This is a genomic window from Noviherbaspirillum aridicola (assembly GCF_019656455.1).
Classification (GTDB): domain Bacteria; phylum Pseudomonadota; class Gammaproteobacteria; order Burkholderiales; family Burkholderiaceae_D; genus Noviherbaspirillum; species Noviherbaspirillum aridicola.
This window is the reverse complement of sequence record NZ_BPMK01000006.1, coordinates 70,783-88,246: the sequence shown is the minus strand read 5'-3', so window position 1 is coordinate 88,246 and position 17,464 is coordinate 70,783. Positions and strand designations below refer to the sequence as shown.

The following is a 17,464-nucleotide window of genomic DNA, read 5'->3' as shown; positions in this document are numbered from 1 at the left end:
GCTTGTCCAGCCTTACTTGAACACCACGGTCTTGTGCCCGTTGAGCAGGATGCGATGCTCGACGAACCACTTGACCGCGCGTGCCAGCACCACGCACTCCACGTCACGCCCGATCGCGGTCAGCGTCTCCGGGTCCATCGCATGGTCGACACGCTCGACGTCCTGCTCGATGATCGGCCCCTCATCCAGATCGCCGGTGACGAAATGCGCGGTGGCGCCGATCAGCTTGACGCCCCGTTCATGCGCCTGGTAGTAGGGCTTGGCGCCCTTGAAGCTGGGCAGGAATGAATGATGGATGTTGATGGCGCGACCCCTGAGCGCTTCGCACATCTGGGGCGACAGGATCTGCATGTAGCGGGCCAGCACGACGAGATCGATGTCGTTGGACCTGACGATCTCGAGCACGCGCTCTTCCTGCGCCCGCTTCTGCTCGAGCGAGGCGCCCGCCGCCAGCGGCAGATGATGGAACGGAATGTTGTAGCTCGCGGAGAGCTGGTAGAAATCGGTGTGGTTGGACACGATCGCCGAAATCTCGACCGGCAGCAGGCCGGTCTTGTAGCGGAACAGCAGGTCGTTCAGGCAATGCCCGATCTTCGACACCATCAACAGCACGCGTGGCTTCTTGCGCGCGTCATGCAGCTGGGCATCCATTTTCAGCTCCTGCGCCACCTCGGCGAAATCGGCCCGCAGCGCGGCATCGCTGACGGCCGCGTCCTCCGCGGCGAAGTGCACGCGCATGAAGAAGAGCTGCGACTGCGCGTCGCCGAACTGCGCGGAATCGATGATGTTGCAGCCGTGCTCGGCAAGAAAGCCCGAGACGCGATGGACGATGCCGCGATGATCGGGACAGGAAAGGGTCAGGATGTATTCCGGGTGCGTCATGAGATCTGGTATTTGGCGCAAGATAAAAGTCCGCTATTCTCGCACGGCTTGACGTGAACGCAAGACGAGCACGCCAGTGGTGCCCCGGAACGGGGACGACAAGAGAAAAAACCCGATCCGCTTTCGCGAACCGGGTTTACCGCAGCACGTGGGCTGCGAAGCCAAACGATGAATCAGTCGAGGTGAATCAGCCGACCTTGGCGACCGACAGGCCCTGGCCCTTGGCGGCGGTACCGACCTGGATGTCGCCGGAGAGCTGGCCGCCTTCCTCGATCACGACCTTGCCGTAACGGACCTTGCCCGATACCTTGCCGGTCGCGAAGATGATGAGCTTCTGGCGGACGGTGAGTTCGCCGTCGAACTCGCCATGGATCTCGGCGATGTCGACTTCGGCGGAACCCTTGAATGCGCCGGATTCGGCGATCTGGATGACGCGGGAGTTGATGGTGGCTTCGACGCGACCTTCGACAACCAGCGTGTCGCAATCGGTGATCTCAACACCCTTGAGCTTGATATTCGGCCCGACGATCAGCTTGCTGCCGCCTTCGTTGGTGCTGGCCATGCTTTCCGGGGTGCCCGTCGAACCGGTACCGGCGCCGGTCGACAAGCTCTTCGAAAAGCCGCCTGCCGTGCCGCCCGGGACGATGCCGCTGGTCGTGTTGAGGGAATTTCCCTGGTTGTCGCGCTTGCCAAAGAGCGATTCTCGCATGTGATCTCCTGAAAATGATCAGAGTGATGGAACGAACGGTTTCAGTGTCTTCGAGACGAACGGGCAACGGGCACGAATCGGAAACGAGCAAACACCTGAACACGCGATGCAACGAGCATTTATTGAACCGCTGCAACGTCGCGGTTCAGCTTTGTTGCTGGACGCCATAAAAAGTTCAAAGGAATCGAAAATTGTTACAAACCAACAAAAGAGCACGCTCGTTCTTTTCTGTGTATAGTGACGACTCCACAAAACCAGGAGACACGCATGAGCCAGGCCCCCGCCATCAACCACCAGGTGCGACTCGCCGCCCGCCCCGTCGGGCTGCCTCGCCAGAGCGACTGGAGATTCACGTCCGAGCCCGTGCGGGAGCCGGCCGAGGGTGAAGTCCTGATCAAGAATCTCTATCTGTCGCTGGACCCCGCCATGCGCGGCTGGATGAATGAAGGCCGCTCCTATATCCGCCCGGTCGCGATCGACGAAGTCATGCGCGCCGGCGGCATTGGCCGGGTGATTGCATCGACATCGCCGCGTTTTGCGGTCGGCGACCATGTCAGCGGCACCCTCGGCGTGCAGGAGTACTGGACCGGAAAGGCGGACGACCGCGAAGCCGCGCTGCACAAGGTCGATCCTGCGCTGCCCCTGCCGAAGTACCTGAATGCGCTCGGCATGCCGGGCATGACCGCCTACTTCGGCCTGCTGGATATCGGACAGCCCAAGCCTGGCGAGACGGTGGTCGTATCGGGCGCCGCCGGCGCGGTCGGGCAGACTGTCGGCCAGGTCGCCAAGCACAAGGGCTGCCGCGTGGTCGGCATCGCGGGCGGCAAGGAAAAATGCGATTTCGTCGTCAACGAACTGGGTTTCGACGCCTGCATCGATTATAAGAACGGCTCGGTGCGCGAAGGACTGAAGCAGCATTGCCCGAAGGGCGTGGACATTTATTTCGACAATGTCGGCGGCGACATCCTGGACGACGTGCTGGCCAAGCTCGCGATGAAGGCCCGCATCATCATCTGCGGCGCCATTTCCCAGTACAACAACACCACCCCGGTGAAAGGACCCGCCAATTACCTGTCGCTGCTGGTTAACCGCGCGCGTATGGAGGGCATGGTCGTGTTCGACTATGCCGACCGCTACCACGTGGCGATGGCCGAGATGGCCGGCTGGATGAAGGAAGGCAGCTTCAGGTCCCGCGAAGACATCGTCCGGGGGCTCGACAAATTCCCTGAGGCGCTGCTCATGCTTTTCGAAGGCAAGAATTTCGGCAAGCTGGTGCTGCAGGTCGCCGACGAGACCTGAGTCGTCCGGTCAGAAGAAGGCACGGTTCGCTGTGCCTTTTTTGCATTCGCGCCACCCATGGATTGACTAGGAGGCAATTGTTTGCCAATCTTGCATGTTGTCAGATAGTCATGCAAGGGAAAAGCCATGGGGCGAATGAATGATTTCGAGGCACCGACCACTGTCCTCTACATCGAAGAGTCCGGCTGCCACGACGAGAGGCTGGTTTTCACCGCCAGCGGCGCCGAGTATTTCCGTATCTGGATCGTCAACCTGCTGCTGACCGTCGCCACCCTGGGCATCTACTCGGCGTGGGCCAAGGTGCGCCGGCTGCGTTATTTCTACGGCAGCACGCGCCTCGCCCGCTGCGGTTTCGATTATCACGGATCCCCCGGGGCCATTCTCCGCGGCCGCATCGTCGCCCTGCTTTTCTTCGGCGCCTACAACATCTCCTGGAGCGTCTCGTCCTCCGCCGCCGTGCTCATGCTGGGGGTCATTGCGGCCCTGATGCCATGGCTGATCTGGAAGAGCCTGCAGTTCAAGCTGTACAACAGCAGCTATCGCGGCATCCGTTTCGGCTGCGGCGGCCGCCCCGGTCGGGTCTATTTCGTCTATCTGCTGCTGCCTCTGCTCTCGCTGTGCACCCTGCATCTGCTGACGCCGTTCACGCACCAGCGGATCAAGAAATTCCAGCACGAGGAAAGCCGCTACGGCGCCACCTATTTCAGCTTCCACGCGGGGCCCGCCGGTTTCTACAAGGCCTACGCACTTGGCAGCGTCGCTGCAGTCGCCGGCGCGCTGCTGATTGCACTGGCTTTCTCCGGCATGTTTTCCGACATTTCAGACGCCGGCGGACTGAAGCAGGCTGGCGGTGCGACACAGGGCACATTCCTGCTTTTCATCGCCGCCAACTACCTCTGGTTGCAGCTGCTGATCACCATCTGCAGCACCCAGATCCAGAACCTCATCTGGAACAAAACCCGTCTCGGCGGACATCAGTTCCGATGCGATCTCAAGCCGTGGAAGACGGCGTGGATCACGCTGAGCAATCTCGCGGGCGTGCTGCTGACGCTCGGACTCTTTCTGCCGTTCGCGCAGGTGCGCATGCTGAAGTACCGGATCGAGGCCATCACCTTCATCCCGGCAGGCAGTCTCGACGGCTTCATCGAAACCACGCAGGGCATCGTCTCGGCCGCCGGCGAAGGCGCATCCGACATGCTCGACTTCGATCTTTCACTGTAATTCGATGCGCGTGCCCGCCTTCTATTTCGACGGCAAGACCTCGCGCCGTCATGTCGTCACGCTGCAGATGACGGCAGATGCCGTCCTGCTCGAGGGCGAGGTTGAGCGCCGCTATCCGCTCGACGCGGTGACGCTGTCGGAAGCCTCGCGCAGCATGCCGCGCCGGCTGAGCTTCCCCGACGGGGCCAGCCTGGAAATACTCGACAACCGGGCCTTCATCAGGCTCCTGGAGGACAGTGGCCGTCCGGAGCCGCTCGTGGTGCGCATGTATCAGAGCTGGCGGGGAACCGTGCTAGCGCTGGCGATGACGGTGGCCCTGCTCGTGGCGGGGCATCAGTACGCGCTGCCACTGCTGGCCGCGCAGCTCGCCCATGCGGTTCCCGCCTCGGTCGAGCAGCGGCTCGCCCGCGACACGCTGGCCCTGCTCGATCAGAACCTGTTCGGCCCGACCGAGCTCGCGCCGGAGCGGCAGGCCGAGCTGCGCCGGCGCTTTGCCAGCCTCGCCATGCCGGAGCGGAAGGAATTGAACGTCGAGCTTCTCTTTCGCAAGAGCCGCGCCGGACCCAACGCGTTCGCACTGCCCGCGGGCCGCATCGTGCTGACGGATCAGCTGGTTGAGCGCATCGAGAATGACGAAGCGCTGGTGGCTGTGATGGCGCATGAGCTCGGGCATGTCGCGCAACGGCATCTGCTGCGTCGGCTGATTCACGTGACCAGCACGGGCGCGGCAATGACGGTGCTTTTCGGGGATTTCTCTGCCCTCGCCGCCAACCTGCCGACGGTCTTGCTCGATCTGAAATATTCGAGGGAGGTGGAGCTGGAAGCCGACGATTACGCGGTCCGGCTGCTGCGGCTCAACGGCATCGGCCCGGACGCGCTGGCATCCGCCCTGCGCTCGCTCGAAGCGTCAGCGGACCATGCTTCGGAAACCACCGGCTATCTTTCCACGCATCCGGCGCTGGCCGAGCGTATTGCCCGGCTGAGCGCGCACTAGAGACGGGACGCTCAGCGCATCGGGCGGCACTGACGAAGCTCGCAGCGCGCCAGAAAGACGCGGCCGTCGTCGCACTGCATGCGGTAGACCTCGACCGGTCCTTTCTCAGTGATCAGGCCGGCGGCGGGGCCGGAGCAGCCGGCGCCGCGCGCCAGCTTTTCGACGGTGGCCGACGACGTGCCGGGCCTGAAGGGCAGCTTTTCCACCGCCACCGTGCCGGTCTCGTCGGTCACGCTCACGACGTTGCCATGCCTGGCCCGCTTGTGCGTGTCGGCACGCTCTGCTCTTGCCGGCTCGTTTGCCACGGGCGCATTGCTTGCGCACGCGACGAGCCAGAGCGACGCAAGGCAGACGGGGATCGAAAGGATACGCTTCATGGCGACGGGCTCCGGTTGGCACATTTTCAAACGCGGCAAGTGTATCCCGAGTGGCGCGGATAGGCAAAAGCGCGACGGTTCGCTCCCCGCGCGCTCAGGCCATGAGTGCGCCTGATACGCGCTGGTCGAAGGAACTGCGGAACTGGTTCTTGCCGGCGCGCTTGGCTTCGTACATCAACCGGTCGGTCGTTTCGAGCAGCGCATCCAGGCTGATGGCGGATAGCGGATGGATGCCGATGCTGGCCGTGACCCGGACATCCGGGGAGCCTTCCACGCGTATGCCCTCGATGGCTTGCAACAGCTTGGCCGCCAGCCATTCCGCGTCGCCTGCGTCGCTGATGTTGCAGGCGATGATGCCGAACTCGTCGCCGCCGATGCGGGCGACCTTATCGGAGGCGCGCAGCGACTGCTGCAGACAGCGGGTGACAGCCCTCAGTACCGCATCCCCGCCAGCGTGGCCGCCAGCGTCGTTCACCGCCTTGAATCCATCCAGGTCCAGCAGCATCAGCACCGCGGCGGCCTGGCCCTGCCGGCATTTCTCAGCCTGTTCCTCCAGTGCGGCGAGGAAGCCGGCGCGATTGAGCACGCCGGTGAGGGAGTCGGTCTTGGACGCGAGTTCGAAGGCGGCGGCGCGGCGCTGTATGTCCTTGCGCCCGCGGGCGATGTGCTCGGCCAGCAGCGCGGCATGCCAGGGCAGCAGAACGGTGGCCAGTATGATTCCGGCCGCGATCAGCGGCAACGACTGCCAGAACGGCGAGGTGGAGAAGGCAATCGTCAGCAGCGCCGCCGCGTAGGCCGAGGCAGCCTTGGCGTAAAACGTGCCGCCGATCAGACCGCACCCGAGCGAGACCGCGATCGGCGCCCAGAAGATCGGGGCAATCAGTTCACCGTCCAGCCACAGAGCGAAGGCCAGCAAGGTCTGGTCAAGGAAAATCGCGGTGCGCATCCGCGTCTTGAGGCGCAGCAGCGGAAGCCGTACCACGGCGATCCAGACAGCGGCGTAAGCCAGGTAAAGCGCGACCAGTGCGATCAGTTCCGTACCGATCGACCGCTTGCCCCAGACGTGGAAGACCAGCAGATAAAACGCGAACAGCGAGGCCATGCACAACCGGTAGACGACGAGTCCCATCTCGAGACCGGAACGCGAGGGCTCGAGCTTCGCCGGATTCATGTAGACGGTAGGACGCATGCGGCTCCTGTAGGCAGGCTACTGACGGCATACTCCCCAAAGAGAGAGAGGAGTTGCTGTAAGGCAAATTCTATGCGCGATCGACATTTTACGCCTCCCATAAAATGGGGAAAGCCCCGGGGTGGAGCAGCGTGTCGGCGTAGATTCAGGCCACAGGAATGCCGGCGCAGCGCTTCCCCCGGCACCGGGGTCGTCCGCCCTGCCTTGATTTTGATCAGCGGAATTTTTTCCTTTCGAATCAGCGAGATCCGTAACGATCCCGCCGCTTGTCCACAGGATTGCGCACAGCTTGTGTGGGCAAGCTCATCCCTTGCGTCTGGCGATGATCTTGTCGATTTTTTCCTTCAGGGTGTTGGCGTTGAAGGGTTTGACGATATAGCCGTCCGCGCCTGCCTGGGCAGCCGCGATGATGTTCTCCTTCTTGGCTTCCGCGGTCACCATCAGCACAGGCAAGTGCTTCAGGCGTTCGTGCTCGCGAATCTTCTGCAGCATGGTCAGGCCGTCCATGTTCGGCATGTTCCAGTCGGTGACAACGAAGTTGGGGGGCACCAGCGCATCGGACGCGGTCAGAATCTTCAGTGCGTTGAAGCCGTCGTCGGCCTCGCTGATCTTGCTGAAGCCGATATCGCGCAGCAGGTTGGAGACGATACGCCGCATCGTCGAGAAATCGTCGACGACGAGAAAATGGAAATCGTTTTGCATAGGGCTCGTTGATAATGATGCAACGCCGGACTTTGCACCCGGACAGGTCCCTCAGAACCCGGCACGGAGAAAAAGTTCTGCGGGAGCAATATCGGGCAGCCCTTGAAAACGCCGTGCCCCACTCCTATATCCGGATCAGCGGATGCTCAACGAGGTCCGCTACCAACCTTTATCGCTTGATTGTGAGGATATAGACATGCGTGAATATGATTTCAGCCCCCTTTACCGTTCCGCCATCGGATTCGACCGCCTGGCCACCCTGTTCGACCAGGCCCTGCGTACCGACGGACAGCCGAGCTACCCGCCGTACAACATCGAACTCGTAGGCGAGGACAAATACCTGATCACGATGGCCGTCGCCGGCTTCGACCGCTCCGAACTCGAGATCGAGACCGAGCGCGACCAGCTGAAGGTCGTCGGACGCAAGCAGAAGGACGAAGCCAAGCGGACCTTCCTGCATCGCGGCATCGCCGCCCGCGACTTCGAACATCGCTTCCAGCTGGCGGATCATGTCCGCGTGGTCGGGGCACGTCTCGACAACGGCCTGCTCAACATCGATCTGATCCGTGAGATCCCGGAAGCGCTCAAGCCGCGCAAGATCGAAATCGGCGGCAAGGCCGACAACGTGCAGCTGCTGCAGCGCGACGCCGCCTGATCGGTATCGCCGCCATCGACGCCGGTCGCGTTTCGACGCCGCCGGCGTTTTTTCATGCCGCCGTCGGCGGCGCCTCGGGCAGTGCGGTGCCGGGCATGGTCGCTGCCTGGGTGAGGTTGGCCCGCCCTTCCCGCTCGCCGAACACCATCTCGGTGAACCAGTTCACCAGCAGCGCCGTGTACGCCCGCTGGCCCGCCTCGTCGGTGAGACCATGGTCGGCACCCTTGATCACGCGATAGGTCAGCGAGCGCGGCTTGACGCAGGCTTCGAGGTAGTTGGAGATGACGGCGTGCGGGATCACCTTGTCGCATTCCGACTCGACGACCAGCACGTCGCCTTCGAAGGCGGCGCAGGCGCGCAGCGCGCGGTTGTCGCTCGCCTGCACCAGGGACTGGCGATAGGCGGCCAGGTCCTGATCCTTGTGCAGCTGCAGCTTGGGCGTCTCCCAGTTGTTGTCCATGTACAGCGCCGGCACGCGCAGGGCCAGCCATTTCACCGGCCGCAGCGTGGTCAGTATCGCCGCCAGATAACCGCCGTAGCTGCTGCCGACCACGGCGATCGAGTCCCGGTCCACGTTGCGCTGCCCGGCCAGCCTGTCGTAGGCGGCGAGCACGTCGTGCAGGTTGTTCTCGCGCGACACCGTGTCTTTCAGCGGTTCCGTTCCCGCATGCCCACGAAGATCGAAGGTCAGGCAGACGCAGCCGAGCGCGGCGATCTCCCTCGCGCGCGCGATGTATTGGTCCTGGCTGCCGTTCCATCCGTGCACGAACAGCACGCCCGGCAGCAAGGTGCCCGGCGTGACGATCGTGCCTTCGATGCTTTCTCCGTCAACCGCTATCCGAATCCTGTCGTCATGAATGTGCATCGATACTCAACCTCGTGTACTTGGCAAGCGCTCCCACCTGCTCATCCTGACCGCGGTAATACACCACCGCATCGTCCGGCACGGCCTGACCGTCGCCGTACACTTCCACCGTCGAGGCGCGCACCGTCCGCAGTGCGGGGTCGGCCCTGAACGCCTCCAGCGCGGCGATTTCGGCGCCGCTTGCGCCGCCGGCGCGCCATGACTGCTCGAGCACGCCCGAGCGCCACACCCCTTCGCAATCCCGCCCCTGCGCGATGTCGTAGTTGCTGCGCGAGACGATCATGCCGGCGAAGCACTTTAATGCCGCCTCGTGATAGACATGCGCCTGACGCACGGCGAGCGCGATCTCGGAAGGCAGGTCCAGCCCGAGCAGCGTGTCGTAGCCGCCGCGGACGACGACCAGATCCGAGCCGCCGTAGACCTGCTCGCCGGCGTTGTTGCGGGTGAGCCGCTGGTTGCCGTAATAGCTGGCGAGCTGATCGCCGATCCTGACCTGGCCGACGCTCAGCGTCTGCACATCGTTGAGATTGCGTTCGAGGACCACGCCGCCGGCAAAGCCCCCCGCCGCCGCAACGGCCTGCAATTGCTCCTCGAGCTGCGCGGCGTCGCGGGCGACCGTCTGCCCGGCGCCGCCGATGCCGTCCGCCAGCTTGATCCGCACCGCGCCGTGCTGGAGCAGCGCGCTGCCGGCCAAGCTGGCATCGGCGAGGCTGAACGCCGATATCCCGGGCAGAACCACATCGGCGACGGATGCCGCGAAATCCCCGCACCAGCCGTCCGGAGCCTCCGCATCGTCCCCCGCCAGCGGATGGGTAATGGTCTTGGTCGCCACATGGGCAAAAGGTACGACGCCGCCGAACAGATCATGTTCCCCGCGAATGCCGAGCGACTGCGCCCGGGCAAGCGAGGTGATCGTATCGCCGGGTACAAAGTACACGGGGCAGCCATAATTGCACGCCGGGTCGTAGCGGCCCGCGAACGCCCATTCTTTCAGGTCGGCGATGCGCCGCGCCAATGTCTGCTGCGCCGCGCTCTCGTGACCCGTTTCACGGCCGTCGCCCTTGTTCGGCAGGATGACGACCGCGCCTTGCTTCCGGGTGGAATTGCTCATGATGCTTGCCTCCGCACTGGCTGATGCCGGCCCGACTACGGGCCGCTTTACCGGACGGCAAAGCAAGCAAGTTGTGCACCACTGCGCAGATCAGGGTTCGAGCAGATCCTGCAGGCGCTGCATCTCCGCCATCACCTCGGCGGGGAAGCCCGCGGCGTCCCACGCGCGATGATTGCCCTCTGCGTAAGCGAGCGCGTTGCGGTAATACATGTAGGCATTGATGCGGTTGCGCACGAAATTGTTCTGGGTCCGCGTCACCCTGCCCGGCGCGCCCATCACGATGGAGTTCGGCGGAATGATCGTGCCTTCCTTCAGGAAGGTGTGACCGGCGATGATGCTGTTGTCGCCGATCTCGCAGCCGTCCATGATGGTCGAGCCGATGCCGATCAGGCAGTTGTCGCCGATGGTGCAGCCGTGGATGGTGCAGTGATGAGTGATCGAGCAGTGGCTGCCGATCAGCGTCGGCGTGCGATCGCCGATGTGCAGCATGACGAAATCCTGGATATTGGTGAATTCGCCGATGCGGATTTCCTTGTGCTCCGCGCGGGCGACGACATTGATCCAGATGGAGGCATTGCGTCCCACGTGCACCCGGCCGTAAAGGTGGGCGCTGTCGTGGATATAGGCCGGGTTGTCGAGGACGACGTCGGGTCCCAGGACGGGCATGCTGGCATCTCCTTGAAAATGCGGACGGCCTTTCGCGGAAAGCCGTCCGGGAAGAGGGATCAGACTTCGAGCCACTCCTTGCGGATGGCGGCATTGGCGCGCAGATCCTGCGGCGTGCCCTCGAACACGATGCTGCCGTGCCCCATCACATAGACCCGCTGGGAGATCTCGAGTGCGATCGCCAGTTTCTGCTCGACCAGCAGCACCGAGATGCCCCGGTTCTTCAGCTCGTTGAGATACTGGGCGACCTGCTCCACGATCTTCGGCGCCAGGCCTTCGGTCGGCTCGTCGATCATGATCAGGTCGGGATCGCCCATGAGCGTGCGGCACAGGGTCAGCATCTGCTGCTCGCCGCCGGACAGCACGCCCGCGGCCGTGTGCTGGCGCTCCTTCAGGCGCGGGAACATCTGGTACATGTCGGCCATACTCCAGCGCGACTTCTTGCCCTTCTTTTCGCCCAGCAGCAGATTCTGCTCGACGGTCAGGGTCGGGAAGATCTCCCGGTTTTCCGGCACGTAGCCGAGACCGCGATGCGCGATCTCGAAGGACTTCAGGCCGGTGATCTCCTGTCCCTTGAACCTGATCGAGCCCTTGACCTCGACCTGGCCGATGGTCGCCTTGACCGTGGTCGAGCGCCCTACCCCGTTGCGGCCGAGCAGGCTGACGATCTCACCCTCGCCCACGTTGAGGTCGACGCCGTGCAGCACATGGCTCTTGCCATAGAACGCGTGCAGATCCTTGATTTCCAACAGTGCCAATTTGTGTCTCCTGATTGGTGATGCCGCCTCCGCGATCCGGCTGGCAGGCCGGACCGGTTATTCGGCAGCAAGGCATGCCTTGCTAAGCTGCCGCTTCAGCCGCCGGTGCGTGACCACCGAGATATGCTTCCTGAACCCGCTGATTGCCGCGGATGTTGGCCGGCGTGTCGCAGGCGATGACCTCGCCGTACACCACCACCGCGATCTTGTCGGCCAGGCCGAACACCACGCTCATGTCGTGCTCCACCATCAGCAGCGTCTTGCCCACCGTGACCTTGCGGATCAGCTCCACCGCGGCGTCGGATTCGGAACGGCTCATGCCGGCGGTCGGCTCGTCGAGCAGGATGACGTCGCAGCCGCCGGCGATGGTGATGCCGATCTCCAGCGCGCGCTGCTCGGCGTAGGTCAGGAGTCCGGCCTGGGTGTCGCGGCGGCGCTTGAGGCCGATCTGCTCCATCACCGATTCGGCCCGCTCGTGCGCGTCCTTCAGGCCGTTGAGGCGATGCCAGAACGAATACTTGTAGCCGAGCGACCAGAGCACCGCGCAGCGCAGGTTTTCATACACCGAGAGGCGGTGGAAGATATTGGTGATCTGGAAGCTGCGCGACAGCCCGCGGCGATTGATCTCGAAGGGCTTGAGGCCCTTGATGCTTTCGCCGTTGAGCCGGATGTCTCCCGACGATACCGGGAAGCGGCCGGAGATCAGATTGAACAGCGTGGACTTGCCGGCGCCGTTCGGACCGATGATCGCAAAGCGCTCGCCCCTGGGTACTTTCAGGTTGGCGCCGCGGATGATCTCCGACTTGCCGAAGCTCTTGCGGACGTCGATGAGTTCGAGGGAATACTGGCTCATGCTGCCGCCTTTCTGATCAATTCTTCGATTTCGGTGTTCACCTCGCCCCAGACTTTCGAGAAGCCGCGCTGCGTCATGCGGAACAGCCAGCCGCCGACAGCCAGCAGGCCGAGCGCGATCGCCCAGGCGGTGGGCCGGGCGGTGTCGACCATGGTGCCGAAGAGCTTCATCTCGGTGCCATTGGCCGATTCCAGCGTCAGGTGATACAGCATCTCGATACACATGATGGTGCCGACCAGTGCGATCAGCGCCGCCAGACAGACCTTCCACATCGCCGGCCACACGCGCGCGAACTTGCCGTACTTGGCCACCCGCAGGTTGAGCATGATGATGCTGGCGATGCCGCCGGGCGCATACATCACGATCATGATGAAGAAGACGCCGAGGTAGAGCTGCCAGGCCTTGGTGAAATCGGACAGCATCACCGTCAGGAACACGCCGATGATGGAGCCGATCATCGGCCCGAAGAAGAAGCCCACGCCGCCGATGAAGGTGAACAGCAGCACCGCGCCGGAGCGCACCGCCGACACGTTTTCCGCAGTCACGATCTCGAAGTTGATCGCGCCCAGGCCGCCGGAGATGCCGGCGAAGAAGCCGGACAGGATCAGCGTCAGGTAGCGCGCCCACTGGGTGTCATAGCCGATGAACTCGACCCGCTCGGGGTTGTCGCGCACGGCGTTGATGATGCGGCCCAGCGGCGTATGGGCGAATGCATACATGCCCACGGTGCTGATGAACAGCCAGAACGCGATCAGGTAGTACACCTGGACCTGCGGGCCGAAGGTGATGCCCATGAAGGGCTCGCCGTAGACCCGGTTGGTCGAGATGCCGCCCTCGCCGCCGAAGAACTCGGGGAACATCAGCGAGCAGGCAAACACCAGTTCCACGATGCCCAGCGTGATCATGGCAAAGGTGGTGCCCGACTTCTTGGTCGTCACATAGCCGAACAGCATGCCGAAGAACATGCCGGCGACGCCGCCGACGAGCGGAATCAGCGTGACCGGCATCCACATGCTGCCCGCCGATGCCAGGTTCATCGCATGGATGGCGAAGAACGCGCCGAGGCCGGAATAGACGGCATGGCCGAAGGACAGCATGCCGCCCTGCCCGAGCAGCATGTTGTAGGACAGCGCGAAGATCGCCACCGTGCCGATCTGCGACAGGATGGAGAGCGAGGCGCCCTTGTTGAAGATCAGCGGCGCCACGATCAGGATCGCCGCATAGAGGCCCCAGATGATCCAGCGTCCGAGGTTGATCGGCTTGTAGCGCAGGGTCGAGCCCGTCATCGTCATGGTATTCATCGTTTCAGCCCTCACGCGTTCCCATCAGGCCGCGCGGCCTGAAGATCAGAATCAATACCAGCAGCAGGTACGGCAGAATCGGTGCCACCTGCGAAATCGTCAGCTTCAGCACCGGATAGCCGAAGGTCTCCGGCGTGACCGTGGCGCCGAAGGAGGTGAACAGCGTCGCGATGGAATGGTCGAGCGCCACCGCGAAGGTCTGCAGGATGCCGATCAGCAGCGAGGCGATCAGCGCGCCGGCGAGCGAGCCCATGCCGCCGACCACCACCACCACGAAGATGATGCTTCCCACCGTCGCCGCCATGCCCGGCTCGGTCACGAAGGCATTGCCGCCGATGACGCCCGCCAGGCCCGCCAGCGCGCAACCGCCGCCGAACACCAGCATGAACACGCGCGGCACGTTGTGGCCGAGCGCCTCGACCATGTCGGGATGCGTCAGCGCCGCCTGGATCACAAGGCCGATGCGGGTCTTGGTCAGCACCAGGAAGATGGCCACCAGCATCAGGATCGCGATCAGCATCATGAAGCCGCGATAGGTGGGGAAAGTCGTGGTGAACAGGGTGAACAGCGGCCCGTCGAGTTCCGCCGGGATCGCATACGGCACTGCGGCGCGGCCCCAGATCAGCTGCACGATTTCGACCAGTACATAGGACAGGCCGAAGGTGAACAGCAGTTCGGGGATGTGCCCGTACTTGTGCAGGGTGCGCAGGCCGTAGCGCTCGACCATGGCACCGATCACGCCGACCAGCAGCGGCGCGATCACCAGGGCCGGCCAGAAGCCGATCTTGGTGCTGACCGCGTAGGCGAAGTAGGCGCCGAGCATGTAGAAACTGGCGTGCGCGAAATTGAGCACGCCCATCATGCTCAGGATCAGCGTCAGGCCCGACGACAGCATGAACAGCAGGAGCCCGTAGCTCAGGCCGTTCAGCAAGGTGATTAAAGTAAACTCCACGAGGCTATCCCTATTCCAATTTTCTTTACGACCGTACTATTTTTCGTCCGAAAAAAGGCAGCGTACCGCGAAGGCCCCGGCACGCCGCCTGTTCTGCGCCGGTTCAGCCGCCGGACGGCCGCTTCATCTGGCAGGACGTCGGTTGGGCCGACACGTATGTGTCGAGCTTGACGTCGGTCTTCCACCCGTAGCCGGTGTTTTCCTGGTCATACTTCACATCCTTGCCGTTGACCTTGGTCCAGGTGCTGATGTAAAGCGGTTGCTGCAGCTGGTGGTCCTGCTTGCGCATCTCCACTTCGCCGTTGAGGCTCTGGAACTTCATGCCTTCCATGGCGAACGCAACCTTGACCGGGTCGGTGGATTTGGCCTGCTTGAACGCATTGCTCAGCATCTGCAGACCGGTATAGGTCGCCATCGTGTAGTAGTCGTCGTTGTACTTCTGCTTGAAGCCCTCGACGATTTCCTTGCCGACGAATTTCTCGTTGTTGGCGTTCCAGTATCCGACCGACTTCACCCGCCCTTCGCCCGATGCGCCCATGGCGGTCGGCACGCCGGTGGTGGCGGCATAGTAGGTGTAGAAATTCGCGTCCAGGTTGGCTTCGCGCGCCGCCTTGATCAACAGCGCCAGGTCGGCCCCCCAGTTGCCGGTGATGACGGTGTCGGCGCCCGACGCCCTGATCTTGGCGACGTACGGCGAGAAGTCCTTGACCTGTCCGATCGGATGCAGGTCGTCGCCGACGATCTGCACATCGGGACGCTTGCGCTTGAGGTATTCCTTGGCGGCGCGGGTGACCTGATGGCCGAACGCATAGTTCTGGCCGATGATGTAGACCTTCTTGACGTTCTGGTCCTTGGCCATGTGGGTCGTCATGGCCTCCATCTTCTGGTCCGAGTTGGCGTCGATACGGAAGTGCCAGAAGCTGCACTTGCTGTTGGTCATGTCGGGATCGACCGCCGCATAGTTGATGTAGACGATCTCCTTGCCGGGATTGCGTTCGTTGTGCTTGTTGACCGCATCCATCAGCGCGAGGCCGGCACCGGAACCGTTACCCTGGAGGATGTAGCGGTAACCCTGGTCGATCACGGTCTTGAGCACCGACAGCGATTCCTGCGGGCTGGCCTTGTTGTCGAAGCCGACGACTTCAAAGGTATGCTCGCCAGCCCATTTTTCGGCATTGGCCTTGGCGGCGATGAATTGCCAGCTCTTGAGGATGTTCTGTCCCACGGGCGCAAATGGACCGGACAGCGGATCGATGAACGCGATCTTGACGTTCTCCGCATGCGATGCAAGCGGCATCGCGAACGCGGCGGCCAGGGAAAGCGGGATGATGAGGGGTTTGAATTGAGTAGCCATTTGTCTCTTCCTTATAGGTGTAGTGTTTCTACAGCATAGCTATGGTTAAACCCGGTGTAAAGCATCCGGAACTCAGCTGGAATCAAGCATGGCGTGTCCCTTTTTCGCGTTGGTCGATCGGACGTGTCGGTTCGATTTTGCGGCGCGCCGCACATGCGGACGTGGTGCAGGCCCCGTTGCGGGAGCCTGCGCCTTCATGTGCGAAAACCGCTTCATTGCGGGGAATGAGGACGCGGCAGCGCTGCCGCGTCTGGGTTGACGATCAGGACGGACGCGCCGGACGCTTCATCTGGCACGAGGTCGGCTGCGTCGCCACGTAGCTTTCGATCTTCTGATCGTTGCTCCAGCCGTAGCCGGTGTTCTCCTGGTCGTACTTGATCTTCTTGCCGTCGACCTTGGTCCAGGTGGAGATGTACAGCGGCTGCTGCAGCTGATGATCGGCGGCGCGCATCTCGACGTCGCCATTGATCGCCTTGACCTTCATGCCTTCCATCGCGAACGCGATCTTCACCGGGTCGGCGGTGTTGCCGTCCTTGGCCGCCTTCGACACCATCTGGATCACGGTGTAGATGTCGCTGACGTAGAAGTCGTCGTTGTACTTCTTCTTGAAGGCTTCGACGATTTCCTTGCCGGCGAAGGTCTCGTTGTTCGGAATCCAGTAGGCGATCTGCTTGACGTTGCCCGCCACCGCGCCGCCCATCGCGGTCGGCACGCCCGAGGTGCCGCCGTAGTAGGTGTAGAACTTGGCGCCCAGGCCCGCATCCTTGGCCGCCTTCACCAGCAGCGCCAGGTCCGCGCCCCAGTTGCCGGTAATGACGCTGTCGGCGCCCGATGCCTTGATCTTGGCGATGTAGGGCGCGAAGTCCTTCACTGTGGCGATCGGATGCAGGTCGTCGCCGACGATCTGGATGTCGGGGCGCTTGCGCTTGAGATATTCCTTCGCGGCGCGGGTGACCTGGTGGCCGTGCGCATAGTTCTGGCCGATGATGTAGACCTTCTTGATCGACTCGTCCTTGGCCATGTAGGTGGTCAGCGCCTCCATCTTCATGTCGGAGTTGGCGTCGAAGCGGAAGTGCCAGAAGCTGCACTTGCTGTTGGTGAGGTCGGGGTCGATCGCCGAATAGTTGAGGAAGACGATTTCCTTGCCCGGATTGCGCTCATTGTGCTTGTTGACCGCGTCCACCAGCGCCAGCGCCACGCCCGAGCCGTTGCCCTGGGCGATGAAGCGGTAGCCCTGGTCGATCACGGTCTTGAGCTGGTTGAGGGATTCCTGCGGGCTGCCCTTGCCGTCGAAGGCCTGGACTTCAAGGGTGTGGTTGCCGGCCCACTTCTGCTGGTTCGCCATCTCGGTGAACATGCGGAAGGTGTTGAGCTGGTTCTGGCCGATCGGCGCGAACGGGCCCGACATCGTTTCGATCATCGCGATCTTGATGGTGTCCGCGAAGGCCGAAGGCGCCGCGAATGCGGCGGCCACGGCTGCGCTCAAAACGAAGGGGCGAAGCGTCTTCATCATTTGTCTCTTCCTGTCTCTCGGTTTGGTTTTCTGAAACGAGCCTTTGCGGCTTCTGTTTTGCTA

At 62.8% G+C, this 17,464-nt stretch carries 18 protein-coding genes; 4 read left to right on the top strand and 14 right to left on the bottom strand.

Annotated elements, in window-relative coordinates; genetic code table 11:
- Positions 1-12 precede the first annotated feature (12 nt).
- Positions 13-882 carry a formyltetrahydrofolate deformylase gene (purU, locus tag NCCP691_RS07925; protein WP_220807722.1) on the bottom strand — a complete coding sequence of 290 codons (870 nt, stop codon included), beginning with the start codon at positions 880-882 and terminating at the stop codon, positions 13-15.
- A 187-nt stretch (positions 883-1,069) separates the two neighbouring features.
- A complete protein-coding gene (locus NCCP691_RS07920; protein WP_238482355.1) occupies positions 1,070-1,591 on the bottom strand; it encodes a bactofilin family protein in 522 nt (173 codons plus the stop codon).
- Between the two features lie 267 nt (positions 1,592-1,858).
- Between NCCP691_RS07920 and NCCP691_RS07915 the strand changes: the two genes are divergently transcribed.
- The 3 genes from NCCP691_RS07915 to NCCP691_RS07905 all read left to right on the top strand — a co-directional run bounded on the left by NCCP691_RS07915 (position 1,859) and on the right by NCCP691_RS07905 (position 5,105).
- Positions 1,859-2,890: an NADP-dependent oxidoreductase gene (locus tag NCCP691_RS07915; RefSeq protein WP_220807721.1), complete on the top strand. Its 1,032-nt coding sequence runs from the start codon at positions 1,859-1,861 to the stop codon at positions 2,888-2,890.
- Between the two features lie 126 nt (positions 2,891-3,016).
- Positions 3,017-4,111 carry a YjgN family protein gene (locus tag NCCP691_RS07910; protein WP_220807720.1) on the top strand — a complete coding sequence of 365 codons (1,095 nt, stop codon included), beginning with the start codon at positions 3,017-3,019 and terminating at the stop codon, positions 4,109-4,111.
- Positions 4,112-4,115: 4 nt separating this feature from the next.
- On the top strand, positions 4,116-5,105 hold the full coding sequence (locus NCCP691_RS07905; RefSeq protein WP_220807719.1) for a M48 family metallopeptidase: 990 nt from the start codon (positions 4,116-4,118) through the stop codon (positions 5,103-5,105).
- Between the two features lie 11 nt (positions 5,106-5,116).
- On the opposite strand, the gene NCCP691_RS07900 is transcribed toward NCCP691_RS07905, so the two are convergent.
- The 3 genes from NCCP691_RS07900 to NCCP691_RS07890 form a co-directional block, all read right to left on the bottom strand.
- Positions 5,117-5,482, bottom strand: a complete 366-nt coding sequence (locus NCCP691_RS07900; RefSeq protein ID WP_220807718.1) for a hypothetical protein — start codon at positions 5,480-5,482, stop codon at positions 5,117-5,119.
- A 94-nt stretch (positions 5,483-5,576) separates the two neighbouring features.
- A complete protein-coding gene (locus NCCP691_RS07895; protein ID WP_220807717.1) occupies positions 5,577-6,671 on the bottom strand; it encodes a GGDEF domain-containing protein in 1,095 nt (364 codons plus the stop codon).
- 303 nt (positions 6,672-6,974) lie between these two features.
- Positions 6,975-7,373, bottom strand: coding sequence for a response regulator (locus NCCP691_RS07890; RefSeq protein WP_220807716.1), 399 nt, complete (start codon positions 7,371-7,373; stop codon positions 6,975-6,977).
- Between the two features lie 196 nt (positions 7,374-7,569).
- Here NCCP691_RS07890 and NCCP691_RS07885 point away from each other — a divergent pair, with 196 nt between their 5' ends.
- Positions 7,570-8,028, top strand: coding sequence for an Hsp20 family protein (locus NCCP691_RS07885; RefSeq protein WP_220807715.1), 459 nt, complete (start codon positions 7,570-7,572; stop codon positions 8,026-8,028).
- A gap of 52 nt (positions 8,029-8,080) precedes the next feature.
- Here NCCP691_RS07885 and NCCP691_RS07880 read toward each other — a convergent pair whose 3' ends face one another.
- The 9 genes from NCCP691_RS07880 to NCCP691_RS07840 all read right to left on the bottom strand — a co-directional run bounded on the left by NCCP691_RS07880 (position 8,081) and on the right by NCCP691_RS07840 (position 17,398).
- Positions 8,081-8,893, bottom strand: coding sequence for an alpha/beta hydrolase family protein (locus NCCP691_RS07880; protein WP_220807714.1), 813 nt, complete (start codon positions 8,891-8,893; stop codon positions 8,081-8,083).
- Positions 8,880-10,004 (bottom strand): DUF3182 family protein, encoded by a 1,125-nt coding sequence (locus tag NCCP691_RS07875; RefSeq protein ID WP_220807713.1) that lies wholly within the window; start codon positions 10,002-10,004, stop codon positions 8,880-8,882. Before NCCP691_RS07875 ends, NCCP691_RS07880 begins: the two co-directional genes overlap by 14 nt.
- 90 nt (positions 10,005-10,094) lie before the next feature.
- The gene (locus tag NCCP691_RS07870; RefSeq protein ID WP_220807712.1) at positions 10,095-10,670 is read right to left on the bottom strand and encodes a gamma carbonic anhydrase family protein; all 576 of its coding nucleotides are present in this window, start codon (positions 10,668-10,670) and stop codon (positions 10,095-10,097) included.
- Positions 10,671-10,729: 59 nt separating this feature from the next.
- The gene (locus tag NCCP691_RS07865) at positions 10,730-11,422 is read right to left on the bottom strand and encodes an ABC transporter ATP-binding protein (RefSeq protein WP_220807861.1); all 693 of its coding nucleotides are present in this window, start codon (positions 11,420-11,422) and stop codon (positions 10,730-10,732) included.
- An 88-nt stretch (positions 11,423-11,510) separates the two neighbouring features.
- Positions 11,511-12,281 carry an ABC transporter ATP-binding protein gene (locus NCCP691_RS07860; protein WP_220807711.1) on the bottom strand — a complete coding sequence of 257 codons (771 nt, stop codon included), beginning with the start codon at positions 12,279-12,281 and terminating at the stop codon, positions 11,511-11,513.
- Complete coding sequence (locus NCCP691_RS07855; RefSeq protein WP_220807710.1) at positions 12,278-13,582, bottom strand: branched-chain amino acid ABC transporter permease; 1,305 nt, start codon at positions 13,580-13,582, stop codon at positions 12,278-12,280. Before NCCP691_RS07855 ends, NCCP691_RS07860 begins: the two co-directional genes overlap by 4 nt.
- 4 nt (positions 13,583-13,586) lie before the next feature.
- Positions 13,587-14,534 carry a branched-chain amino acid ABC transporter permease gene (locus tag NCCP691_RS07850; RefSeq protein WP_220807709.1) on the bottom strand — a complete coding sequence of 316 codons (948 nt, stop codon included), beginning with the start codon at positions 14,532-14,534 and terminating at the stop codon, positions 13,587-13,589.
- 103 nt (positions 14,535-14,637) lie between these two features.
- Positions 14,638-15,831, bottom strand: coding sequence for a branched-chain amino acid ABC transporter substrate-binding protein (locus NCCP691_RS07845; protein ID WP_373870336.1), 1,194 nt, complete (start codon positions 15,829-15,831; stop codon positions 14,638-14,640).
- A gap of 319 nt (positions 15,832-16,150) precedes the next feature.
- A complete protein-coding gene (locus NCCP691_RS07840) occupies positions 16,151-17,398 on the bottom strand; it encodes a branched-chain amino acid ABC transporter substrate-binding protein (RefSeq protein WP_220807860.1) in 1,248 nt (415 codons plus the stop codon).
- Between the last annotated feature and the right edge of the window lie 66 nt (positions 17,399-17,464).